Raw genomic sequence first — 22571 nt, forward strand, 5'->3', positions numbered from 1 at the left:
AGTGGCGTGGCGTGGCGTGGCGTGGCGTGGCGTGGCGTGGCGTGGCGTGGCGTGGCGTGGCGTGGCGTGGCGTGGCGTGGCGTGGCGTGGCGTGGCGTGGCTGGACGGGCCGGTGCGGGTGGTGCCGGTTCGGCGGCCATCCGGTGTTCGGGTGCGGCCGGTCAGGAGAGTTTGCGGGCTCGGTCGATGAGGGTTTCGACCTGGGCCGTGAGGCGGGCGGCCTCGGCGTCGTCCGCGTGGGGGACGCGGTCGAGCAGGGCGAGGTGATCGGAGGTCAGTTTGCGGTATTCGCCGCGGAACGAATCCGGGCCGTCCTGGTAGCGGGCGTCGAGGTCGATGATCTGCTGGGCGAAGACCGCGGTGGCGGCGGTCAGAGCTGTGCGGGCGTCGGTCGCCCGGGCGATGCGGTCCCGGCGGTCCGTGGCCGCGCGCCCGGCCCGGCGGCCGGCGGCCCAGAGCAGGACCGAGCCCAGGATGATGATCAGCACCGCCGCGCCCGCGACGAGGTAGCGGGGGAGTGACGGGCTGACCGTGCGGGCGCCGTCGGGGACGATGTTCGCCCTGACCAGCATGTCGTAGTTGACCACGACCAGTTTGACGGCCTCGAGTGGCCGGTCGGCGAACTGATCGACCCCGCGCGCCACTGTGGTCTCCGCGACCAGCGCTCGCCCGAAGTTCTCGTCGCTGACGCCGGGCAGCAGGGCACACGAGTACGTGTCGTATTCCGTGCCGGTGCGGCTCAGGCCGAGGACCAACGTGCCGGCGGCCGTACGGCGGACCTTGTCGCAGCCGGTCCGGGGTTCGGTGTCCGCCGGCAGGAGCAGGACGACGAGGCGCCGGTTGCCGATCACCCGCTCGGCGGCGGTCACGTCGAGGCCGGTGCCCGGCGCCGCGTACACCGAGGAGGTGCGGACCTGCCGGGCCATCGGGCCGTCGACGACGCCGCCGGACCACAGGGCCCAGCCGGCGAGGCCGAGGCAGGCCAGGACCGCCAGCCCGAACGGCGTGACCAGGAAGCCGAGCACCCCGGGCCGGGACCGGCGGGGAGCCTTGTCCCGGGGGCCACTGGGAGAGTCGCGCCTCATGTCAGTCGCCCCCGCAGGTAGTCGTCCGGGCGGTAGCCGGGGTACGGCAGGGTGCGGGCGGCCATGTCGAGTTGGGACTCAGCTTCGGCCACCATCGGTCGTACGGTGGCGTCGGGGAGGTTGTCGTCGAGGGCGGAGCGCGCCGCGGTGAGCGAGGCTATCGCCCTGGTCAGCGCGGGGTCACCGGTCCGGTCCGTCAGGGCGGACATCTCCACCGCCAGAGCGGTCAGGCCGGCCAGACGGGCGGGCAACCCGCCGGACCGCCGTCGCCGGGGTGGCCGGAGCAGCGTCCGCAGCGACAGCGCGAAGAACAGCACCGCGCCGGCGACGAACAACCAGGGCAGCACGGGCAGGGCGACCCGCAGCGGATCGGTGGGGCGGTAGGGCAGCGGCCGGTCGAAGATGCCGGCGTAGCGGACGTCGGTCACCCGGTTCAGGTACGCGGTGAGCACGTTCTGCTGGGGGTACGCGAACCGGGACAGCCGGTCGCCGAACTGGGCGTAGAAGCTGACGGCCGCGACCTCGGCGAACTCGTCGGCGTGCGGGCCGTGGTATTCGATCCAGTCGCCGTAGACCACGATGATCGGGGTGTCCGGGAACACCGCGGTGAGGGCGGGGCCGTACCTGAGTGCCGACTCATCTTGTCGAGGCAGCACCACGTAGAGGCCGCCGGGGAACGCCGTCTCCGAGCCCTCGGTCGCGGTCGTGCCCGCGGCGGCGTAGAAGCCGTCCTTGCGCAACTCCGCGACCACGATGTCGATCTGAGCGGGGGTCGGGTCCCGCCAGCGCCAGGTGTCCACGAAGTCCGGAGCGGGCTGGTCGCGCACGTGCGCGATGACAGCGACGAGCTGGTTGGTGACGTCGGCGGCGCCGAACTGGATCCGCCAGTCGGCGAGCGAGCCGCCGGCCGCCTGCACCCCGCCACCGCTGACCTCGGTGCCGATCACGGTGACGTCGGCGGTCTCCACGTCACGGACGCGCTTGCGCTCGGCGTCGTCGAGCCCCGGTGGCGCGACGAGGATCCGTAGCCCGGAGCCGGCGACGGCGCGTACCCGTGCTTCGTCCCATCGGGCGACCGAGCCGGGGAGCCGGACCACCGGATCGGCCGCGAGCAGCGCGGTCAGCTCCGCGACCGACGGCACGGTGGCCGTGTCGCTCTCGCCCAGCGCCACCGCCCGCGCGGCATCCGGCGCGGGGGAGCGGCCGTAGCTGACGTCCGCGGTCTGCCGCTGCGCGACGAGGAAGACGACGAGCGACGTGACGGCTACGGCGAGCGAGACCCAGCGCAGGACCCGGGCGATCACTGCCCGCCCTCGGCGTCCGGGTCCACGCGGTCGGCCGGGCCGCCACGGTGGAGGTGGTCCTGGGTGCCGGGATCGAGGTCCGGGGTGGAGGGTCGCGGGCCGTGGTGGGGGTGGCCGGTTTCGGCCTGGCGCCAGAGGTGGTCCGCTCGGCCGGCGAGATCGGTGACCTGTTCGGCGGCTCGGTGGCCGCCCTGGCCGGCTGCGGTGATCGCCTCGGCGCGGGCCAGGAGGAGGTCGGCCTCGGGGAGGGTGGTGCGGGCGGCGTCGCGGCTGATCGTGGCGGTAGCTGTTGCTGCCCTCGCGGTGGACCAGGCGTTGCGCCGGTGTTCGGTGGCGGCGCGCATCCTGGGCAGCGCGACCGCGGTGAATCCGCCGAGCACCAGGATCGTCGCCCCGGCCGCCCAGATCCACCCCATGATCAGCCATCATGCCAGCCGGTCGCCGGTGTCGCCGTGACCAGGGCGGGCATCATCGACTGATGGTTGGAACCCAGCTGCTGTCCGCGTACGTGGGGAACTGGACCGGGGACGGCACCGGCGTGACCGTCATCCTGCCGCCGGAGGGCACGGTCGCCTCGGGGGAGGTGCGCGGCGGCGCTCCCGCGACCCGGGAGTTCGCCCTGCTCGACCCCACCCGGCTGGTCGACCGGGCCGACGCGGTGGTGCTGTCGGGCGGCTCGGCGTTCGGGCTGTCGGCAGCCGACGGGGTGATGGCGTTGCTGCGGGACCGTGGTGCCGGTTTCCCCACCCCGGCCGGTCCGGTGCCGATCGTCCTCGGGATGTCGATCTTCGACGGGTCGGTGCGTACCGGGCCGCCGGATGCCGCTGCCGGACGGGCGGCCGCCCTCGCGGCGCTGAGCGGGGAGCCGTTGCGGACCGGGCGGGTGGGCGCGGGCACCGGGGCGTCGACGGGGACGTGGCGGGGCCGGTCCGATCCGGGTGGCCTCGGCACGGCGGAGCAGGCGGTCGGCGCGGCCCGGGTCGCCGCGATCGTCGTCGTGAACGCGTGGGGCGACGTCCTGGATCACCACGGCGGGCCGGTGTTCGCCCCGGGTGAGGGGATCGCCGGGGTGAAGGGCGGGATGCAGAACACGACCGTCGCGGTGGTGATCACCGACGCGCGGCTCAGCAAGAGCGACTGCTTCCTGGTGGCGCAGAGCGGCCACACCGGGTTCGCGAGGGCGATCCATCCCGCGCACTCCCGGTACGACGGTGACGCGGTCGTGTCCCTGGCCACCGGTGCGGTGACCGGCGGCTTCGACCTGGATCTGCTGCGCGCGGCGGCCACCGACGTGATCGCCGCGGCGGTCCGGGCGGCCGTACCCGGATAGCGGCCGATCCACCGATCGGTTGATCGCGGGGTCCCGTCCATCGGGCGGTGTTCGCCGGGCGCCGCCGGCGCAAGGCTGGACGCATGCCACCAGTGATCGAGGTCAGGAACCTGCACAAGCGTTACGGGGACACCGTCGCGGTCGATGATGTCTCGTTCACCGTCGACAAGGGGGAGATCCTCGAGGACCTGCTGCGCGCGGTCCGGGCCGCGGCGCGCGGTGAGACCACGCTGTCGCCGTCGGTGGCGGCCTGGCTGATGAATCGGGTACGCACCCCGGTGGTGGTCCCGGTGCTCAGCCCGCGCGAGCTCGAGGTCCTCGAACTCGTGGCCGCGGGCCACAACAACCGGCAGGCGGCGACCCGGCTGTTCATCACCGAGGCCACGATCAAGAGTCACCTGCTGAACATCTACGACAAGCTCGGCGTGCGGGACCGCGCCGCGGCCGTCGCCGAGGCGTTCCGGCGGGGACTGCTGAAGACCTGAGGCACGACGGAACCCCACGCCGGGGTGGTGGCGTGGGGTTCCGCCGGTCCCTCCCCAGGGGCCGGTCCGAGAAGGGGCGGGGTGAGGTCAGGCGAAATTCGACTGGATCCAGTCGGCCACGGTGCCGACGGACTGCACGACCGCTTGATCGTGGTCGACGCCGTCGAGTTCGACGAACGTGACGGGTTGGCTGTAGGTCTCCAGCTCGGGGACCAGCACGTCGGCGGTGATCGAGTACGGGACGGCGTCGTCGGCGGTGCCCTGGACGATCAGGATCGGGACGCTCGGGGCCGAGGCGGCCGGGTTGCCGTACTGGGCGAGCTTGTCGAGGACCACCTGCGAGACCACGCCGTTCGGTACGAGCTGCACGTCGGTGAGGCCGGCGTACGCGGCGAGGATCTCGTAGAGGCACCCACTAGAGGTGGCCACCGAGGTCTTCGACTTGGCCGCCGGCGCCAGGTAGGCGTTCGGGTTGAACGTCGGCTCGATGGCCTTGATGCCGTACAGGGCCATCACGAGGTAGCCCTGGCCGGGCGTGCCGGGGATCGCGGGTGCGATGAGGTCGAGGTTGGAGGCCGGGGCGATGGCCGCGGTGCCCTTGAGGACCAGAGCCCCGTCGTAGGCGGGGGCGATCTGGTTGGCGAACAGGGCACCCTGGCCGCCCTGGGAGTGGCCGTCGATCTGGTACTGCGTGCCCAGTGCGCTGTCGAGGTTGCGGGCCGCCTTCGCGCTGTCGATGATCGCCCGGGCCTCGCTGAGCCCAATCAGGTACGGGTGGTCGCCCGCGGTGCCGAGCCCGGTGTAGTCCGGTGCGGCGACCGTCCAGCCGCGCTTCACCAGCTCCGCGACGGCGTCCCTGGCCTCGGGCCAGAAGTACGTCTTGTCCGTCGACGGCGCGCACTTGTCGGCGAGGCCGGTGGTGCCGTGGGCCCAGACGACCGTCTTGTTCTTCTTGTTGCTCTTCGGCGTGAACACCAGGCCGGACGTGACGACGGCGACGCCGGCCGGGGTGGTGGTGACGTAGGTGATCTTCTTCGCGGTCGCGAGGGGGGTGTACTCCGCGGGGATGGCGACCGTGGTCTGGGTGACGATCGACCCCGCGACGCCGAGTGCGGCGGCGGGGCTGCCGGTGGTGAGCACGACACCGGCGAGGGTGAGGACGAAGACCTGGACGGCAGCGGCCAGGCGGACGGCGCGATGCCGCCGGAATGCAATTCTCATGTATGTGTCCTTTCGGGATCGGGCATGGTTGTCAACGAATCCGGGCGTGTTTCGGTGGCTCCCGGATCCTGGGAGAAAAAGGCATGGTGGTATTACGGGGACGGGCGGTTGTTGCTCACGCGTGGGGCGCGGGAATGGGGTGCGCTCAGGCTAGGTGGTCGGATATCCGGCGTAGCGCGGTGATGGTCTCGCGGTCACGGTCCGGATCGTCCTCCGTGGGCCAGGCGCTGCATTTGACGATGACGACGTCCGCCGCGGGGTCGACGAACAGATACTGACCGTGCACACCGAGGCCGGTGAACGCCTGAAAAGAGCTTTCGCCGAGCGTCCACCACTGGTTGGAATATCCATAGTGATCATAGCCGCTGGGGCCGAGCGCGCCTACCGACAGATGTGGGAGATCGGCGCCCCGGCTGCGCCGGGCCCAGTCGCCGGGCACGATCGGCTCGCCGTCGAAACGGCCCTCGTGCGCCATGAGCAGACCGAGGCGGGCCAGGTCACGGGCGGTGGCGTTGAACGCGCCGGCGCTGATCGCGGTGCGCGGCCGGGAACGGCTCAACCCGTAGTAGGCGTCGCGTTCCGCGCCGATCCTTCTCCACAGGCGCTGCGACGCGTACGCCGCGAGCGTCCGCCCGGTCGCCGCCTCCAGAACCCAGCCCAGCACCTGGGCGTCGAAGGTGGAGTAGTTGAACTGCGCGCCGATCGCGGCGGTGCGCGGCGTCGAGCGGATGATGGCGCCGAGGTCGCCGCCGCTGAGCGCCGCCCGCTCGAAGTCACGGATCCTGCTGTCGGCGCCGTCCCAGGTCTCGAGCCCGCCCACCCCGCTGCTCATGTCGAGCAGGTCGGCGAGGGTGACCCCGTCGTAGGCGGTGCCGGCGAACTCGGGCCGGTAGTCGGTGATCAGGTCCTTGACCGAGCCGATCGCGCCGTCGGCCAGGGCGATGCCGATCAGCATCGAGGTGACCGACTTGGACAGGGAGAACAGCTGCATCCTGGTCCGCGGGCCGGCGAACGCCCCCGGGTAGCTCTCGTGCACGATCCGGCCGTGGTGCAGCACGACGAACGCGGTGGTGAACGTGCGCCGGTGCAGGTCCTCGACGCTGTGGTCACGGTCGTCGAAGCGGTAGGTCAGGTCCAGCGGGACCGTGGCGGCCGGGAGCGGCCGGTGATCCGGGCCGCCGGCCACCCGCTCGGTGGGCATCAACCAGTTCATGTGGGTGAACGTCCACTCGTTGAGCGGGCGCCGCATGATCAGGTCGCTCTGCCGTTCCCACCAGGAGGGCCGCTCCGCGGCCCGGGCGACGGCCGGCTCGGTCGTGCTGGTCATGTCAGTCCCCGCTCTGGTGGATGGGGCGGTCGATGCTGCGGTCCGCCGGGCGGGCCCGGTGCGAGACGTCACGAAAGTGTTCACGCAAGGTCAGCCCGGAGGGTTCACCGGTGGGTTCGAGGTAGCTGTTGAGGATGCCGAGCACGGCCATACCGACCAGGTTGTCCTCGTGGTCGTCCTCGCCGATGATGCCGGCGCCCGGGTCGCCGAGGTGGTGCAGGGCGAAGCCCTCGGTGATCGCGGCGAGCATGTACGCCAGCTGGTCGAGCGTGACGCCGGGGCGCAGCTGGAAGCCGCGGGAGGCGAACGTCGACTCGTAGATCTTCTTCCAGGGACCGAGCGCGCCGTCGTACTGGTTGGCGATCGCGTCGTGGATGCCGTCGTTGCGGTCCGCGGTGGCGACCATGATCAGCTGCAGCCGGAACAGCGGCATCCGGCAGATCGCCTGCAGCTCGGCGAAGGTGGCGCGGTCGATGGCGTCGACGAAGCTCTCCTCGTCGTCGAGCCAGCCGCGGGTCTCCACCTCGGCGTCGTACTGCGGGTCGTAGTTCATGGCGTGGAACAGGAACGTGAGCAGGTCGTTGAGGTAGTCGTCGTGACTCGCCCAGGTCGCGCGGTAGGGCCCGTCGCCCTTCTGCCGCAGGAACGGCTGCTCGAGGTGCTCCATCTCGCGCGACAGGGCGCGCTCGGTCAGGAAGCGCAGCCCCGACCAGTACTGCTTGCGGCCGGCGTCGGCGACGTCCGCCCAGTCACACGCGCCGAGGTTCTGCTCGACGAGGTTGGCGCCGGCCTTGAGGTAGGACGCCACCTTCGGCGAGTTCACCAGAGCGGCGCGTGTTGCCTCCCGGACACCCTTCACGCGGGTGACGATGCCCGAGAAGTCCTGGTTATAGGGATAGGGCAGATCCGCCTTGCCGACCGTCATGAAGCGATTCTTTGTCTGATTACCGGGCGGGACAAGTGCGCGGGTGCGTAGTACTCGGAGGCTAGTCCTTACCTTTTCGCGGCACCCGCAATTATCACCTTTAGTAGTGCTGTGATTACGCATTGGAATTGTCTGGCTGGCCATCGTTGGGTATAACGAGGCCATGCACAGTGAAGCGCTCGTCGGTCTGCTCGGGGAACTCCCCGGCACGGAGGTGTCGGCCGAGGCCGGCTCGGTCATCGTCCACATCCCGGCCATCGGCGACACGGTCCGGCTGGCGATCCGCGACATCCTCGGCTTCGAGCAGATCATCACGCCGCTCGGCCAGCCCGGTCTCGACCTGGGCGTACGCCGCGGCCACGAGGAGCTCCCGCTGATCGTCACGGTCGACGACGTGGTCTTCATGCCGGCGTACGCGGCGGACATGCTGGTGCCCGGCGCCGAGGTCCTGGTGCCGGCCACCCCGCACCTCATCACGTATTCGGAGATGCACCGCGACGTGCGCGCGCTCGGCCGGGCGATCGACGCGGAAGGCGCCGAGTTCGACGAGGAGACGCTCACCGCCACCCTGCTGGTGCACCGGTGCTTCCTCGCCGGGGCGATCCGCGTCGGGCTCTGGCCGGTCCGGGTCGCGGCCTGGTGGGAGTATTCCTGGGCGCGGGTCGGCGACCTGGTGCCACTCGCCCCGTTCCGCCCGGACCCGGTCTGGGACCAGCTGATGGCCGACGTCCAGCAGGCCCGCCGGCAGACGCAGCCGGTGCACCAGGATTAGTCCTTCTCCACTGTGGGTAGCTGAACGATGTCAGCACATCTCACGGAGGAGCAAGGAAGATGACCCAGGTCAGCAGGTCCCGTACCGGTGTCTCCGGCGCCCGCGTCTGCACCATCGTCGGCTTCGTGTTCGCGGCCCTCGCGATCCTCTTCTTCCCGCCGCTGTTCGCCCTCGTCGCCGTCGTGCTCGGCGCGGTCGGCGGATACCTCGGCGACCGCCCGCTCGGCTGGTACGCCGCCGCGGCCGGGGTCGCCGGCGGGGTGCTCGGCCTGATCCTCGCCGCGGTCGTGCTGAACGCCGCCTGACCCCACAGACCTTGCCGGACCCCGAAAGGCCGCGCTGCCACTTCCCCCTGGCGGCGCGGCCTTTCGGTTTCTCATGACGAGGACCGGACCGCGGATCTGAGTACGGCGGCCGCCCGCCCGGCGATCTCGGCGTCGCTGCCGGCCCACAACGCGTCCAGCCACGGCCCGGCGAAAAGGCCGGCCACCGTCGGCGTGCCGTCGCCCGCACTCGCGTCGAGCCATTCGCAGATGTCGCCGTCCGCCGGCCCGTGCACGCGGTGGTAACCCGACCGGTACACCGGCCAGAAATGCTCGGCGAACCGCAGCACGACCTTCTCCACCCGCCCCATTCCGAGCCGGGACAGAGCATCGAGCTGCGCATCGGGTAATGGCGGATCGAACGTGATGACTCCAGCGTGGAGCACGGACACCGGCACGGTCACGATCGCGGCGTCGAATGGCGCGCCGTTCACCCGTACCCCGTCGGGATCGGTCCGGATGTTCTCCACCGGCCGGGACAGATGAACGGTGATCCCGCGCGCGAGATGCTCGACCAGCGGGCGGAAACTGCCGGCGATCCAGCGGTCGCCCTCGCCGACCCCGGGCTCGAAACCGTGCCGCGCGCTCAGCCACGACAGCGGCGCCCCGGAATCCATCATGATCTCGGCGTCGGCGAAACGCCGGATCTCGGGCGTCCAGGGCCGCAGCGCGTCCTCGACCGAGGCCTCCACCGGTGCCGCGGCCAGCCTCCGAGCCACCTCCTCGGCGACAGCCGGCGAGGCGGGGACGCCACCGGAAAGCACGAGCGGATCGGAGAAATCGGTCGCGACGGTGCGCAGCCCCAGCCGTTCCGCGACGCGGGCCAGCGCGTTCTCCGGATACTGCTGCAGCCAGTTCGCTCCGAGGTCGAACGTGAAACCGTCCAGATCGGCCCCGGCGGTGCGCCCGCCCAGCCGGTCCCGGGCCTCCCAGACCTCCGCGTGCACGCCCAGCCGGGTCAGATGCCGCGCCGCGGCGAGCCCGGCCATCCCGGCCCCGATCACCACCACCCGGCGGTGCCCCAGGTCGGCGGCCCAGGCGGCGGCTTCCGTCCCCTTCTCGTACGCCCCGTGCGCCATCCCCGCACGGGTCGCGTGGGTGGCCTCGCCGGCGATCCGCAGCCGGGGGCCGGCCGGGGCGCCCAGCGTCGTACGGTCGGCGGGGGTGCCACCCCGGCCGATCAGGCTCCAGGACCCACGCGACCACGGATCATCGCCCCACCGGGACACGAGAAAAGCTCGCAGCACGGCCGCAGCGTACGCCCTGGGCGCCGGAAGGTAGGTTGACTTCCTACTCGGGCGAAAGGTGCGGACGCGATGGTGGCGGAGCGGAGCCGGTCGGTGCGGCCACCGACGCTGGACGAGGTCGCCTCGCGGGCGGGCGTGGGCCGGGGCACGGTCTCCCGGGTCGTCAACGGATCCGCGCAGGTCAGCCCGCAGGCCCGGGCGGCGGTGGAGACCGCGATCGCCGAACTCGGGTACGTCCCCAACCGGGCCGCCCGGACGCTGGTGACCCAGCGCACCGACTCGATCGCCCTGGTCGTGTTCGAATCGGGACGACGCTTCTTCGCCGAGCCCTTCTTCGGCCGCATCGTGCAGTCCATCTCCACCGGCCTGGTCGACCGCGGCCTGCAGATGGTCCTGATGATCGCCCAGGCCCCGCACGAACGCGAACGCCTCGAGGGCTACCTCACCCGCCAGCACGTCGACGGCGCCCTGCTGCTGTCCCTGCACGGCACCGACCGCCTGCCGACGGAGCTCGAGGAACGCGGCGTCGCCACGGTCCGCGCGGGACGCCCGGCCGGCGCCGAGACCTGCTGCTACGTCGACGCCGACAACCGGGGCGGGGCGCGCGCCGCGGTCGCGTACCTCAAGGAGACCGGCCGACGGCGGATCGCCACCATCACCGGCCCGCAGGACATGGCCGCGGGGGTCGCCCGGCTCGCGGGCTACCGCGACGTGGCCGGCGCGGGCCCGGTCGCCCACGGCGACTTCAGCGAGGAGAGCGGCGCGGCGGCGATGGCCGAGCTGCTCGCCGCCCACCCGGACCTCGACGCGGTGTTCGCGGCCTCGGACGCGATGGCGGCGGGAGCCCTGCGGGTGCTGCGCGAGCGGGGCCGGCGCACCCCGGAGGACGTGGCGGTGATCGGCTTCGACGACTCGGTGATCGCCCGGCACACGGACCCGCCACTGACCAGCGTCCACCAGCCGATCGAACTCATGGGCGAGGAGATGGTCCGCCTGCTGCTCTCCAAGATCGACGGCATCGAGCCGCCCTCAACCGAGGTCGTCCTCACCACCAGCCTGGTCCGCCGCGGCTCGGCCTGAGACCCCCGCGCCGGGCCCGGGCCGGTCGCCGCGGGGCATCAGCAGCACCATCACGACCATCAACGCGGCGACCACGATCAACCCCACGAAGATGTGCTGTACGGCGCTGGTCAGCAACGCCGGGTCCGCCCCGCTGCCGCCTGGCGTGGCGCCCGCGCCCGCGCTCGCCCCGTCACCGCTCAGCGTGCCGCCCGTCCCCGTCCCCGCGGTCGCGTCGTCGCCGCGGAGGGTGGCGTTCGCGACCGCGCCGAACGCCGCCACCCCGATCGCACTGCCGAGCGACCGGAGGAACACGCTGTTCGCGGTCACCACGCCACGCTCCGCCCAGCCCACGCTGGCCTGCGCCGCGACCACGATCGGCGGCCCGACCAGGCCCATGCCCACCCCGATGAACAGGCAGATCGCGCCGACCTGCAGCACCGAGGACCGCTCGTCCAGCAGGAGCAGCGGCAGCGAACCGGCCAGCACGATCGCCGTACCGATCAGCGCGCACCCCCGGAAACCCAGCCGCAGATAGATCGCCCCGGACCGGCTCGCCGACAACGGCCAGCCGATCAGCAGCATCGCCAGCGCGAACCCGGCCACGAGCGGACTCGCGCCGAGGACCGTCTGGGCGTACGTGGGAACGTACGAGGTCAGACCCAGCAGCACCGCCCCCACGCCGGCGGAGGTCAGCCCGGCCGAGACCAGCAGCCGGCGCCGGAACACCCACAGCGGCAGCACCGGATCGGTCGCGGTGCGCTCCACGAAGCCGAACGCGACGAGCAACGCGGCCCCGCCCCCGAGCACCACCAACCCGGTGACCGACCCCCAAGCCCAGCTCTGCCCACCCTCCAGCAGACCGAGAATGATCAGGGTCAGACCGCTGGTGAGCAACGCCGCGCCCCGATAGTCGATCGCCGGCTTGCCGCGCGTCACCCGCTCCCCGAAATGCCGCCAGATGACCGCGGCGGCGATCAGGCACAACGGGATGTTGACGAAGAAGATCCACCGCCAGGACGCCCACTCGCTCAGCAGCCCACCGAGGGCCGGCCCGAGCACCGAGGAGACACCCCACACGCCGGCGATGTACCCCTGGACCTTCGCCCGCTCCCGGACCGAGTACAGATCGCCGATCATCGTGATGGTGCTCGGCTGGATCGCTCCGGCACCCAGCCCCTGGACCGCCCGGAACGCGATGAGCACCCCCACGCTCCCCGCGGCGCCACCCCCGATGGATCCGATCAGGAACAGCGCGATACCGGCCAGGACGATCGGCTTGCGTCCGAAAAGGTCCAGCAACTTCCCATACACGGGTACGGAGACGGCCTGCGCGAGAAGATAGACCGAGAACAGCCACGGGAACTCGGTGAACCCACCGATGTCGGCCACGATCGACGGCACCGCGGTGGCGACTATCGTCGCATCGATGGCCACGAGCGCGGTGGCCAGCATGACGGCGGCCAGCACCGGCCCCCGCTCGGACCGCAGCCCCACCGCATCACCCATGATCACACCCAACCATGCCCACAAGCATTCCGCTCCCGGCCCCCGTGGTCCGGCGCTCGTGGTCCGGCGCTCGTGGTCCGGCGCTCGTGGTCCGGCGTCCGTGGTCCGCCGTCCTGCTTCCGGCCTCCCGCTCACGGTTCGCGTTCCCGGGCTCGTTCGCCGGCCACCTTCGACGGCTGGGCGGGTCGTCTTCCGCCGCGCGGGTGTGTCTTCCGTTGGCGTGGCCCGTTTCCTGGGCCGCTTCACGACGGCGCGGGTCGCCTCCTTGTCGCGCGGGCCCGGTGATCATCGACGGGGGCCGTGATGACACGATGCGATCATGAGTGCTCCCGGGCCCTCCGAGATCTTCGTGCCGGTCCGCCGCCGCCCGCCGGGCGCAGCCACGACCGGGCGGTGGCGTGCGGCGGCCTGTGACGAGGTGGTCCGCCCGGCGATCCGCGACGCCCTCTGGGAATTCGTCCGCGGCGCGGTCCCGCTCCTGCACCCGGGCGCCACCGCCCCGGCCGAACTGGCGCTCCTCTCCGGACTCAACGACGGCCGCGACGCCGATGTGAAGATCGGCATGCTCGGCACCGACACCGCCACCGTCTGCCTGGTCCTACGAGCCCGCCTCGGGGCCCCCGCCCGCGACCCGGCCCACCCCGGCGCTCCCGCGTCCGGCCGGGCCCGCTCCGCCCAACCCACGCAGGGCCCGGCCCACCCCGGCGCTCCCGGGCCCGGCCCGGCTGGCGCCGAGGGAGCGGATCAGGACCGCGACTACTCCGGCATCTCCGCGCCCGGCCCGGGCCGCCCTGGCCGCTTCGCCCACCCCGCCGGTCCGACCCGGGACAGGGATGGTCTAGGCCGTGTCCTGCCGATCAGTTGATCAGTTCTGGTTGATGTGTCGGGTGTTGGGCGTGGTGAGTTGACGGATAAGGCGTGGTCGGTGATCGAGCCGTTGTTGCCGGAGCCGGGTCGCAGGTCAGGGCGGTGGCGAGAGCACCGTCAAGTGATCAACGGGATCTTGTGGAAGTTGCGGACCGGGGCTCCGTGGCGGGATCTGCCGGAACGCTACGGGCCGTGGAAGACCTGTCATGAACGGTTGCGCCGGTGGACCGATGACGGCACCTGGGAACGGATCCTGGCCCAGGCACAGGTCTATGACGACGGTCAGCCAGTCGAATGGATCATCAGCGTGGACTCCAGCGTCGTGCGTGCCCATCAGCACGCCGCCGGAGCCCGCAAAAAGGGGGATCTGCCGGCGGTATCGCGATTCCAGCGGCGGATGGTGAAGCGCTGGGTCGCTCGAGGGGTGGGCTAACCACCAAGATTCATCTCGCCGTCGATGGCCGTGGCCGCCCGTTGGCGGTGCTGCTCACGCCGGGCCAGTGCGGTGACAACCCGCAGCTGTTCGCGTTGCTGGACGCGATCCGGGTGCACTACGGCGGCCCGGGCCGGCCCCGGAAGCGGCCGGACATGCTGATCGCGGACAAGGCTTATGCCCATGACCCCACCCGACGCGGCCTACGCCGCCGCGGCATTGCTCACACCATCCCCGAACGCGTCGACCAGGTCGCCCGCCGGGCTGCCAAAGGCAGTCACGGCGGCCGACCGCCCGAGTTCGACAAGCAGGTCTACCGGCAGCGAAACGTGGTAGAACGCTGCTTCAACCGGTTGAAACAATGGCGAGCCCTCGCGACTCGCTACGCCAAACGCGCTGCCCTCTACCGTTCATCATTGCTGCTCATCGCCGCTTTGATCTGGCTTCGATGATCGGCAGGACACGGCCTAGACGGCACTACCCGGGGTGGGGCTGGTTCTGATGGCACCGCCCGAGGCGTGGCTGCTGCCGGTGGCGCTGGTCCGGGCCTGGCTGGTCCGGGCCTGGCTGGTCCCGGCGGCGGGGCTCGGGGGGTGGCCGCTGTCGGCAGTGGGGGGCGAGGCTCGGCCGGTTCCGGCTCCGGGTCGTACCCGGGCGGCCCGGTTCGGCGCTGGCGGGACGGCCTCGGGGTGGAGGGGGTACGTCCGGACGCCGCGACCCTGACCGGTATCGATCAGGTCGAGGTCGCGGATGTCTCGCCGTTGCTCCCGGACCGCCCGTCCTCGCGGGTCCGGCCGTGGGTGGTCGTCGGTGCGGTGGTCCGGGACCGGACCGGCAGCATGAGCGTCGATCCCGGCGACGGCATCCTGCGTCACGTCATCGACTTCGCGGTCCTGCGCCTGGACCGGCCCGGACCGGGTGGCGACCGGCCGGCCCGCTGCCCGCACTGCGACCGGTCGCGGGTGCGCCGGTACGCCGCCTTCGACCTCTGTCCCGACTGCGGATGGCACGCGCAGTCCGATCGGTGACCCGGCGGGGGCTCTCGTCCGTACATCATGGTGTGAAGGTGTCGTTGATCTTCCTGGCCCGTCGTTGGCTGCCCGCTGCGGTGGCCGCCGCCCTGGCCGGCGTGGTCCTCGTGGGGGAGCGGTCCGAAAGGGAGCCCGTCGCCCCGCCGGCCCGGGTCGAGGCCCTGATCCTGCGGGACGGTGCCGCGGTCGAGGCCACCGGGATGATCCAGATCGATGATGCCGGTGGCGCACGCTTCTGTGCCCCTGCCCCCGAACCGATCGGCGGCGGCTTCGCGGCCTGCGAGTACGCGGTACGGCTGACCGGTATCGATCTGCGGCCAGGATCCGCGCGGGTCCGGGGGATCTGGCGTGACGGGGCCCTGGCGGCGACCGCGCTGCTGCCGCCCGGTGCCGGTGTCATCCCGCCGCCGGAGCCGGAGAGCGGGCTGCCGTGCGCCGCACCGCGAGGGGGATGGGCGCCGCCGGCCGCGGGTGGCGACGGACTGGCCGAGCTCGACGACTATGTGGAACGGGTGCATCCCGAGCAGTTCCGCCGCCCCTGGGTGACGTACCCGGGTGGTATCCAGGTGATGGTGGTGGAGACGGTGGCCGAGGATCCGTCCCGGGCCGAGGCGGCGCTGCGCAGCCGTGTCCCGGGCAACCTCTGCGTGGTGAGCCGGCCCGGCAGTCCCAGCGTCGCCGACCAGAACGCGGTCGGTGCGGCCCTGAGCATGTTTCTGGACCTCGGCCCGGAGACCGGCGTCTACCTGTGGGCACCGGGTGACGTGTTCCGGATCGAGATGGTCGCGCTCACCCCGGAGATCGCCGCGACGCTGTCCCGGGTCGGCTTCGCGATGCTCGACCCGCAACCGTGGCTCCGGCCGGTCTGATCCGCTCCGTCAGGCGCTGGCCGGGGCTCACCGCGTTTCAGCTGCGCGAATGACGCGTTTGCGGCGGCGCGGGGCACGGTGGCGACGTTTTCTCGCGGCGGGGAGGCGCCTGCTCAGCGCCGATCCGGGGTGCGGCCGTCGGTGAGTTTCACGGTGAGGCGGGCGGCCAGGTCGTCGTACCCGATGCCATGAAGATCGAGGACCACCAGGCCGGAGCCGGTCACCTGGAGTGTGGCGACGTCGGTGTAGATGCGGTCGACGCAGCGTTCCGCCGTCAGGGGACAGGTGCATTCCGGCACGATCTTGGGGCTGCCGTCCTTGGTGAACATCGTGGTCATGACGAAGACGCGCTTGGCGCCGATCGCCAGGTCCATCGCACCGCCGACCGCGGGGATCGCGTCCGGTGCCCCGGTGTGCCAGTTGGCGAGGTCGCCGGTCGCGGAGACCTGGAACGCGCCGAGCACGCAGACGTCGAGGTGGCCGCCGCGCATCATCGCGAACGAGTCGGCGTGGTGGAAGTACGCCGCGCCGGGGAGCTCGGTCACCGGGATCTTACCGGCGTTGGTGAGTTCCTCGTCGATGTCGTCGCCGTGCGCCCGCGGTCCCATGTTGAGCATGCCGTTCTCGGTGTGCAGCACCACGCCCGACGCCGGGTCGAGGTGATCGGCCACCAGGGTGGGCAGACCGATGCCGAGGTTCACGTACGCGCCGTGCGGGATGTCCCGGGCGACGAGCGCGGCCATCTCGTTCTTGCTCAGGCCGCTCACAGCGCCACCACTCGGTCGACGTAGATGCCCGGGGTCACCACGGCCTCGGGGTCGAGCGTGCCCGTCTCCACCACCTCGCGGACCTGCACGGCGACGGTGCCGGCGGCGGTCGCCATGACGGGGCCGAAGTTGCGGGCGGTCCTGCGGTACACGAGGTTGCCCATCCGGTCGGCGCGGTGGGCGCCGATCAGCGCGAGATCACCCTTGATCGGGAATTCCAGGACGTGGGTACGGCCGTCGATCTCCCGGGTCTCCTTGCCCTCGGCGAGCAGGGTGCCGGCCCCGGTCGGGCAGTAGAACGCGCCGATCCCCGCGCCGGCCGCGCGCAGCCGCTCGGCGAGGGTGCCCTGCGGCACCACTTCCAATTCGATCCGGCCGGACCGGTACAGGCCGTCGAAGACCCAGGAGTCGTGCTGCCGGGGGAAGGAGCAGACCACTTTGCGTACGCGTCCCGCGGCCAGCAGCGCGGCCAGTCCCGTGTCCCCGTTGCCGGCGTTGTTGGAGACCACGGTCAGGTCACCGCTGCCCTGGCGGATCAGCGCGTCGACCAGAGCGGTGGGCATCCCGGCCATCCCGAACCCGCCGACCAGCACCACCGCCCCGTCGGCGACCCCGGCCACGGCCTCGTCGGCGGTGTCACAGATGACCGTCACGCGCCGCTCCCACCGAGCGCGGGGGTGGTCCGGACGTTCTCGAGGACGACGGCGAGGGCCTGGCCGACGCCGATGCAGATGGCCGCCACGCCCCAGCGTTCGCCGGAGCCGGTGAGCCGTTTCGCCAGGGTCGCCAGGATCCGGGCACCGGACGCGCCGAGCGGGTGGCCGATGGCGATCGCCCCGCCCTTCGCGTTCACGATCGCCGGGTCGATCTTCCAGGCGTCGACGCAGGCGAGGCTCTGCACCGCGAACGCCTCGTTCAGCTCGACCGCGCCGACGTCGGACCAGCCGATGCCGGCCCGCTCGAGGGCCAGTTCCGCGGCCCGGACCGGGGCGAACCCGAACAACTGCGGCTCCAGCGCCGCCGCACCACGACCGGCGATGCGGGCCACCGGCTCGCTGCCGATGGTCGCGGCCGCGGACTCCGACCCGATGAGTACGGCCGCGGCGCCGTCGTTGAGCGGCGACGCGTTGCCCGCCGTGATCGTCCCGTCGGGGCGGAACGAGGGCGCCAGTGCGGCCAGCTTCTCCAGCGTCCCGGTGGCCCGGATGCTCTCGTCGCGGGTCAGCACCGTGCCGGGCACCGGGACCACGAGCCCGTCGTAGAAGCCGTCCTCCCACGCCGCGGCGGCGAGGCGGTGTGACCTGAGTGCGAACTCATCTTGTCGCTCCCGGGCGATGCCGAACCGGTCGCGCAGCTGCTCGTTGGCCTCGCCGAGCGACACGGTCCACTCCGCCGGCATGCGGGAGTTGACCAGCCGCCAGCCCAGCGTCGTCGAGACCGCGGTGACGTTGCCGGCCGGGAACGCCTTCTCGGGCTTGGGCATGACCCAGGGCGCGCGGGTCATCGACTCCACGCCGCCGGCCACCACGACCGTGGCGTCGCCGGTCTCCACGGTGCGCGACGCCATCATCGCGGCGTCGAGGCTGGAGCCGCAGAGCCGGTTGATCGTGGTCGCGGGTGTCGTCACCGGCAGGCCGGCGAGCAGCACGGCCATCCGGCCGACGTTGCGGTTGTCCTCCCCGGCCTGGTTGGCGCAGCCCCACAGCACGTCCCCGACAGCGTCGCGGTCGAGGCCGGGATGGTGGTCGAGCAGGCCACCGAGCGCGGTCGCGGCGAGATCGTCGGGGCGGACGCCGGCCAGCGCGCCACCGAAGCGGCCGAACGGGGTACGCGCGGCACCGTACAGAAAGCTCGCGGTCATGCTCTCACCGTAAGGCCGCCAACTGATTGTCTCCAATATTCAATGTCCAGCGATTGATAAGCTGAGCGTATGGATCTGCGGCAGCTCACGTCGTTCACCGTGCTGGCGCAGGAGCTGCACTTCGGTCGCGCCGCCGCCCGGTTGCACCTGGCCCAGCCCGCCCTCTCGCAGCAGATCCGGCAGTTGGAGAAGCAGCTCGGCAGCACGTTGTTCGCCCGGTCCACCCGCCGTGTCGAGTTGACCGAGGCCGGGGCGCTGCTGCTCGACCGGGCTCATGCGATCCTCGCGCTGATCGAGCGGGCCGAGGACGAACAGGCCCGGTTGGCCCAGGGCCGGCTCGGCACGGTCGGGATCGGCTTCATCGGCACCGCGACGTACGACGTCCTGCCCGGTGTGGCGCGGGAACTGCGAGCCGGACTACCGGATCTGCGCCTCGACCTGCGCGGCGAGATGCTGACCCCGGAACTGGTGGCCGGTGTCCTCGACTTCTCGCTGGACGTCGCGCTGATGCGCCCGCCGGTCGACCCGTCGGGCCTGCACCTCGTGCCGCTGCGCACCGAACCGCTGGTCGCGGCGCTGCGGGCGGACGATCCCCGGGCCACCGCCGGCGCCCTCGACCTGACCACCCTCGCCGCCGACGCGTTCGTCTCGCACCCGTCGCGGCGGTTGTCGTCGATGCACCAGAGCCTGCTCGACACGTGCCGGGCGGCGGGTTTCGAACCCCGGGAGATCATCGAGGTACGGGAGACCTCCACCCTGGTCACGTTCGTGGCGGCCGGCATGGGGGTGGCCCTGGTGCCGGCGTCGGTCCGGTCCCTCGGTCTCGCCGGCGTCGTCTACGTCCCCCTGACCCAGGGCAGCGCGACGGTCGACCTGGTGATGGCGACCCGCGCCGCCGAGACCGCACCCGGCGTCCGCCTCGTCGCCGGCCTCATCGAGGCGCACGTGAGGAACGCCCCCGCGGCCCCGTCCGTCTAGCGCGGCGCGCCGCGGGAAAGCCCTGGTGGCGCCGTCAGATCAGCGAGCCGTTCAGTGCGGGGCGCGGGCCGGGCGGCCCAGCAGTTCCGCGAGGTCCGGTGTCTGGTGGGAGAGCCGTCCCGCGCGGGCCAGCGAGTGCAGCCAGCCCATCGGGCCGGCGACGTCGCCCTCGCGCGCGACGACTCCCCTCGACGAGGCGAACTGCGGAAACGTCCAGAGCGGGCCCGTCAGGTCGTACCTGCGTCCGGTGTGCCGATCGCTCAACAGCGCGGTCACCGCGGCCTCCGCCAGGTCCTGCCGGTAGGCGGTGTTGAGCGGCTGCCCGCCGGTCGCGTGCACAAGATCGCCGGACGGCGGCAGGAACGGGTCGGTGTAGAACGGATTGCGCAGGACCGTGTACGCCAACCCGCTGCCGGCCAGGGCTTCCTCGGTCGCGCCGTGCGCCTCGAACAGCCCCGCGATCTCGTGGAAGCTGGTGTAGACCACCGCCTCGACCCCGGCCGCGACGGCCGCGTCGATCACCGCCCGGTGCTGGGTGATCCGGCGGGCGGGGTCCGGTTCCGGCGACGACACGAACAGCAACCGGGTCACCCCGGCGAACGCGGCGGCGAGGCTCTCCGGCCGGTCGTAGTCGACGTCCGGCCTGGACAGGGCGACGACGTCCCGTGCCGGGACCGGCTCGGCGGCGTCTCGTGCCGGGAGCCGTTCGTGAAGCTCGGCGACGGCGAGGCGGCCGAGCTGACCGGTCGCACCGGTGACAGCGATCATGCGCCCACCTTCGTGACGCCGCCACCGGCCGTCAACCGAATTACCCCCGGCGGCACCGTCAGGGCCGTGCCCGGCGCGCCGATACGGAACTCATGCTGCGTCGTCTCGTCTCCCTCGCCGCTGGGATCGCCCTCGCCGTCGGCCTGCCATTGCCGGCGTCCGCGTCGACCACGTACTGCCTGCCCGGCGGCATCGGTCCGGGCAGCGCCGTCGTCTGCCAGGTGTGGACCGGCAAGGTCGTGCGGGTCAGCGACGGCGACACGCTGCAGGTCGACCTCGCCGGCGACGGCACCCCGGTGCCACGGTCGATCCGGCTGATCGACGTCCAGGCCATGGAACAGAGCGTGTACGCCTCCGACCGGGCGAAGCGGCGCGGCGACTGCCACGCCCTGGAGGCCACCGCGCGCCTCGAACAGCTGGTCCGGGCCGGCGGCGGGATCGTCCGGCTGACCGCCCAAAACCCGGGCAGCACCAGCCGGGACCGGCCGTTGCGCGCGGTCCAGGTACGGATCAACGGTGCCTGGCGCGACGTCGGCCTCGACCTCATCGGCCGCGGTCTCGCCCTGTGGCAGCCGTTCCAGAGTGAATGGGCGTGGAACACGGCGTACCGGACGGCCTCGCAGCGGGCCGCCCGGGCGGGGCTCAACCTGTTCGACACCGACGCGTGCGGCACCGGGCCGTTCCAGGCGGCGCGGATCTCGGTGGACGTCGACTACGTCGGGGAGTCGGTCCGGATCCTCAACCGGTCGGCGTCCGCGATCGCGGTGGGCGGCTGGTGGGTCCGCGACTCGGGTCTGCGCCGCTTCACGTTCCCGGCCCACACCATGATCGGGGCCGGTCAGGCGGTCACCGTGCACGTCGGTACCGGCACCACGACCGCGACCGACTTCTACTGGCGGCTCCCGGGCCCGATCTTCGACAACCCGACCCATGACGAACAGGATCACGGCGACGGCGCGTACCTGTTCGATCCGCAGGGTGACCTGCGCGCCTGGATGATCTATCCGGCCGGGTGATTTTTGGATCTTCTTGCCAGTGACTTCCGCAATGAATTCGTGATCTGCTGGACACATGAGCGACGAACGGGTGACCAACTGGGCCGGCAACATCGTCTTCGAGGCCCGGCGGCTGCACCGGCCCACCACGGTGGAGCAGGTTCAGGAACTGGTGGCGGGCGGCGGCCCGGTCAAGGTGCTCGGCAGCGGGCACTCCTTCAACCGGATGGCCGACACCACCGGTGACCTGATCTCCCTGGCCGGGCTGCCGCGGATCTTCCAGGTCGGGCCGTACCACAACTCGGTGCGGGTGGACGGCGGCATCCGCTACGGCGAGCTGGTCGCGCTGCTGCACGCCGAGGGCCTGGCCCTGCACAACACCGCGTCCCTGCCGCACATCTCGGTCGCGGGCGCGATCGCCACCGCCACCCACGGCTCCGGCGAGACCAACGGCAACCTGGCCACCGCCGTCTCGGCGATCGAGCTCGTCCGCGGCGACGGCAAGCTCGTCACCCTGCGCCGCGACGCCGACGGCGACGCCTTCCTCGGCGCGGTCGTCGGCCTCGGCGCGCTGGGCGTGGTCACCGCACTCACCCTCGACGTCGTCCCGGCTTTCGAACTGCGTCAATACGTGTACGACGACCTGCCGCGCGCCGCGATCGACAACGACCTGCAGACCCTGCTCGCGGACGGATACAGCGTCAGCCTCTTCACCAACTGGAAGGGCCCGGACGTCAACATGGCGTGGCTGAAGCGCCGCGACGCCCTGCCCGACGGCGACTGGCACGGCGCCCGGCGGGCCGACGCGCCCCGCCACCCGGTGCCCGGCATGCCCGCGCAGAACAGCACCGACCAGTCCGGCGAACCCGGCCCCTGGCACACCCGGCTGCCGCACTTCCGCCTGGAGTTCACCCCCAGCAGCGGCGAGGAGCTCCAGTCGGAGTACCACGTGCCCCGCGCCCGGGCTCTGGAGGCGATCGACGCCGTCGCCGCGATCGGCGCGCACGTCTCCCCGGTCCTGCAGATCTGCGAACTGCGCACCATCGCCGCGGACGACCTGTGGCTGAGCCCGAACTACCAGCGCGACACGTTCGCCCTGCACTTCACGTGGATCGCGGACACCGACGCGGTGCTGCCGGTGGTCGCCCGCCTGGAGGAGGCCCTCGCCCCGCTCGACGCCCGCCCGCACTGGGGCAAGGTCTTCACGACGGCACCGGCCACGATCCGCGGCCAGTACGAACGCTTCGCCGACTTCGCGGCCCTGGCCCGCGAGTACGACCCGCAGGGCGTCTTCCGCAACCCCTGGCTGAACGCCCTGCTCGACTGACGCTGCCCGACCGGTCCGGACCGGCCCAGCCCTGACCGGCCCAGCCCTGACCGGCCCAGCCCGGACCGGCCCAGCCCTGAACTGGGCG

The 22571-nt window shown here is 72.1% G+C and carries 23 protein-coding genes and 1 pseudogene; 12 read left to right on the forward strand and 12 right to left on the reverse strand.

Annotated features, from left to right (window positions below; genetic code table 11):
- Positions 1-161 precede the first annotated feature (161 nt).
- From ACIA6A_RS08965 to ACIA6A_RS08975, 3 genes are read right to left on the reverse strand one after another with little or no spacing between them, the layout of a single operon-like run.
- Positions 162-1085: a hypothetical protein gene (locus ACIA6A_RS08965; RefSeq protein ID WP_396096933.1), complete on the reverse strand. Its 924-nt coding sequence runs from the start codon at positions 1083-1085 to the stop codon at positions 162-164.
- Complete coding sequence (locus ACIA6A_RS08970; protein ID WP_396096934.1) at positions 1082-2389, reverse strand: hypothetical protein; 1308 nt, start codon at positions 2387-2389, stop codon at positions 1082-1084. The genes ACIA6A_RS08965 and ACIA6A_RS08970 overlap by 4 nt, the downstream gene beginning before the upstream one ends.
- On the reverse strand, positions 2386-2805 hold the full coding sequence (locus ACIA6A_RS08975) for a DUF6403 family protein (RefSeq protein WP_396096935.1): 420 nt from the start codon (positions 2803-2805) through the stop codon (positions 2386-2388). Before ACIA6A_RS08975 ends, ACIA6A_RS08970 begins: the two co-directional genes overlap by 4 nt.
- Before the next feature lie 62 nt (positions 2806-2867).
- Between ACIA6A_RS08975 and ACIA6A_RS08980 the strand changes: the two genes are divergently transcribed.
- Together ACIA6A_RS08980 and ACIA6A_RS08985 are read left to right on the forward strand one after the other, a co-directional pair.
- On the forward strand, positions 2868-3719 hold the full coding sequence (locus tag ACIA6A_RS08980; protein ID WP_396096936.1) for a P1 family peptidase: 852 nt from the start codon (positions 2868-2870) through the stop codon (positions 3717-3719).
- Between the two features lie 182 nt (positions 3720-3901).
- Positions 3902-4204: pseudogene (locus tag ACIA6A_RS08985) on the forward strand (LuxR C-terminal-related transcriptional regulator); the annotation flags it as partial.
- Positions 4205-4291: 87 nt separating this feature from the next.
- Here the strand turns inward: ACIA6A_RS08985 and ACIA6A_RS08990 are convergent.
- From ACIA6A_RS08990 to ACIA6A_RS09000, 3 genes are all read right to left on the reverse strand, one after another.
- The gene (locus tag ACIA6A_RS08990) at positions 4292-5425 is read right to left on the reverse strand and encodes an alpha/beta fold hydrolase (protein ID WP_396096937.1); all 1134 of its coding nucleotides are present in this window, start codon (positions 5423-5425) and stop codon (positions 4292-4294) included.
- A 145-nt stretch (positions 5426-5570) separates the two neighbouring features.
- On the reverse strand, positions 5571-6752 hold the full coding sequence (locus ACIA6A_RS08995; RefSeq protein ID WP_396096938.1) for a serine hydrolase domain-containing protein: 1182 nt from the start codon (positions 6750-6752) through the stop codon (positions 5571-5573).
- Position 6753: 1 nt separating this feature from the next.
- The gene (locus tag ACIA6A_RS09000) at positions 6754-7677 is read right to left on the reverse strand and encodes a hypothetical protein (protein WP_396096939.1); all 924 of its coding nucleotides are present in this window, start codon (positions 7675-7677) and stop codon (positions 6754-6756) included.
- A gap of 163 nt (positions 7678-7840) precedes the next feature.
- Between ACIA6A_RS09000 and ACIA6A_RS09005 the strand changes: the two genes are divergently transcribed.
- Together ACIA6A_RS09005 and ACIA6A_RS09010 are read left to right on the forward strand one after the other, a co-directional pair.
- A complete protein-coding gene (locus tag ACIA6A_RS09005; protein ID WP_396096940.1) occupies positions 7841-8449 on the forward strand; it encodes a hypothetical protein in 609 nt (202 codons plus the stop codon).
- Positions 8450-8508: 59 nt separating this feature from the next.
- The gene (locus ACIA6A_RS09010; RefSeq protein WP_396096941.1) at positions 8509-8754 is read left to right on the forward strand and encodes a hypothetical protein; all 246 of its coding nucleotides are present in this window, start codon (positions 8509-8511) and stop codon (positions 8752-8754) included.
- Between the two features lie 71 nt (positions 8755-8825).
- Here ACIA6A_RS09010 and ACIA6A_RS09015 read toward each other — a convergent pair whose 3' ends face one another.
- A complete protein-coding gene (locus ACIA6A_RS09015; RefSeq protein WP_396096942.1) occupies positions 8826-10019 on the reverse strand; it encodes an FAD-dependent oxidoreductase in 1194 nt (397 codons plus the stop codon).
- Positions 10020-10088: 69 nt separating this feature from the next.
- On the opposite strand from ACIA6A_RS09015, the gene ACIA6A_RS09020 reads away from it, so the two are divergent.
- On the forward strand, positions 10089-11099 hold the full coding sequence (locus tag ACIA6A_RS09020; RefSeq protein WP_396096943.1) for a LacI family DNA-binding transcriptional regulator: 1011 nt from the start codon (positions 10089-10091) through the stop codon (positions 11097-11099).
- On the opposite strand, the gene ACIA6A_RS09025 is transcribed toward ACIA6A_RS09020, so the two are convergent.
- Positions 11049-12587 carry an MFS transporter gene (locus ACIA6A_RS09025; RefSeq protein ID WP_396096944.1) on the reverse strand — a complete coding sequence of 513 codons (1539 nt, stop codon included), beginning with the start codon at positions 12585-12587 and terminating at the stop codon, positions 11049-11051. The genes ACIA6A_RS09020 and ACIA6A_RS09025 overlap by 51 nt on opposite strands.
- 319 nt (positions 12588-12906) lie before the next feature.
- On the opposite strand from ACIA6A_RS09025, the gene ACIA6A_RS09030 reads away from it, so the two are divergent.
- The 4 genes from ACIA6A_RS09030 (at position 12907) to ACIA6A_RS09045 (ending at position 15787) form a co-directional block, all read left to right on the forward strand.
- Complete coding sequence (locus ACIA6A_RS09030) at positions 12907-13452, forward strand: hypothetical protein (RefSeq protein ID WP_396096945.1); 546 nt, start codon at positions 12907-12909, stop codon at positions 13450-13452.
- Positions 13453-13467: 15 nt separating this feature from the next.
- Positions 13468-14339 (forward strand): IS5 family transposase gene (locus ACIA6A_RS09035; RefSeq protein ID WP_396096946.1). Its coding sequence is split into 2 segments (ribosomal slippage): positions 13468-13834 and positions 13834-14339, totalling 873 coding nucleotides; the frame shifts between segments, so codons are not numbered across the junction.
- Between the two features lie 237 nt (positions 14340-14576).
- Positions 14577-14915 (forward strand): hypothetical protein, encoded by a 339-nt coding sequence (locus ACIA6A_RS09040; RefSeq protein WP_396096947.1) that lies wholly within the window; start codon positions 14577-14579, stop codon positions 14913-14915.
- 38 nt (positions 14916-14953) lie between these two features.
- Positions 14954-15787: a hypothetical protein gene (locus ACIA6A_RS09045; protein ID WP_396096948.1), complete on the forward strand. Its 834-nt coding sequence runs from the start codon at positions 14954-14956 to the stop codon at positions 15785-15787.
- Between the two features lie 113 nt (positions 15788-15900).
- Here ACIA6A_RS09045 and ACIA6A_RS09050 read toward each other — a convergent pair whose 3' ends face one another.
- Genes ACIA6A_RS09050 through ACIA6A_RS09060 form a run of 3 tightly spaced genes read right to left on the reverse strand, consistent with a single transcriptional unit; the run spans position 15901 to position 18415 of the window.
- A complete protein-coding gene (locus ACIA6A_RS09050) occupies positions 15901-16530 on the reverse strand; it encodes a 3-oxoacid CoA-transferase subunit B (RefSeq protein ID WP_396097614.1) in 630 nt (209 codons plus the stop codon).
- A gap of 20 nt (positions 16531-16550) precedes the next feature.
- Positions 16551-17207: a 3-oxoacid CoA-transferase subunit A gene (locus ACIA6A_RS09055; protein WP_396096949.1), complete on the reverse strand. Its 657-nt coding sequence runs from the start codon at positions 17205-17207 to the stop codon at positions 16551-16553.
- Entirely contained in the window at positions 17204-18415 is a 1212-nt protein-coding gene (locus ACIA6A_RS09060; RefSeq protein ID WP_396096950.1) for a thiolase family protein, read from the reverse strand. The genes ACIA6A_RS09055 and ACIA6A_RS09060 overlap by 4 nt, the downstream gene beginning before the upstream one ends.
- A gap of 69 nt (positions 18416-18484) precedes the next feature.
- Between ACIA6A_RS09060 and ACIA6A_RS09065 the strand changes: the two genes are divergently transcribed.
- On the forward strand, positions 18485-19393 hold the full coding sequence (locus ACIA6A_RS09065) for a LysR substrate-binding domain-containing protein (protein ID WP_396096951.1): 909 nt from the start codon (positions 18485-18487) through the stop codon (positions 19391-19393).
- A 51-nt stretch (positions 19394-19444) separates the two neighbouring features.
- On the opposite strand, the gene ACIA6A_RS09070 is transcribed toward ACIA6A_RS09065, so the two are convergent.
- A complete protein-coding gene (locus tag ACIA6A_RS09070; RefSeq protein ID WP_396096952.1) occupies positions 19445-20161 on the reverse strand; it encodes an NAD(P)H-binding protein in 717 nt (238 codons plus the stop codon).
- Positions 20162-20253: 92 nt separating this feature from the next.
- Here ACIA6A_RS09070 and ACIA6A_RS09075 point away from each other — a divergent pair, with 92 nt between their 5' ends.
- The gene (locus ACIA6A_RS09075) at positions 20254-21177 is read left to right on the forward strand and encodes a lamin tail domain-containing protein (protein WP_396096953.1); all 924 of its coding nucleotides are present in this window, start codon (positions 20254-20256) and stop codon (positions 21175-21177) included.
- Between the two features lie 55 nt (positions 21178-21232).
- Complete coding sequence (locus tag ACIA6A_RS09080) at positions 21233-22483, forward strand: D-arabinono-1,4-lactone oxidase (protein ID WP_396096954.1); 1251 nt, start codon at positions 21233-21235, stop codon at positions 22481-22483.
- Positions 22484-22571: the final 88 nt, after the last annotated feature.

The sequence above is a fragment of the Actinoplanes sp. NPDC051494 genome (assembly GCF_044454705.1).
Lineage (GTDB): Bacteria > Actinomycetota > Actinomycetes > Mycobacteriales > Micromonosporaceae > Actinoplanes.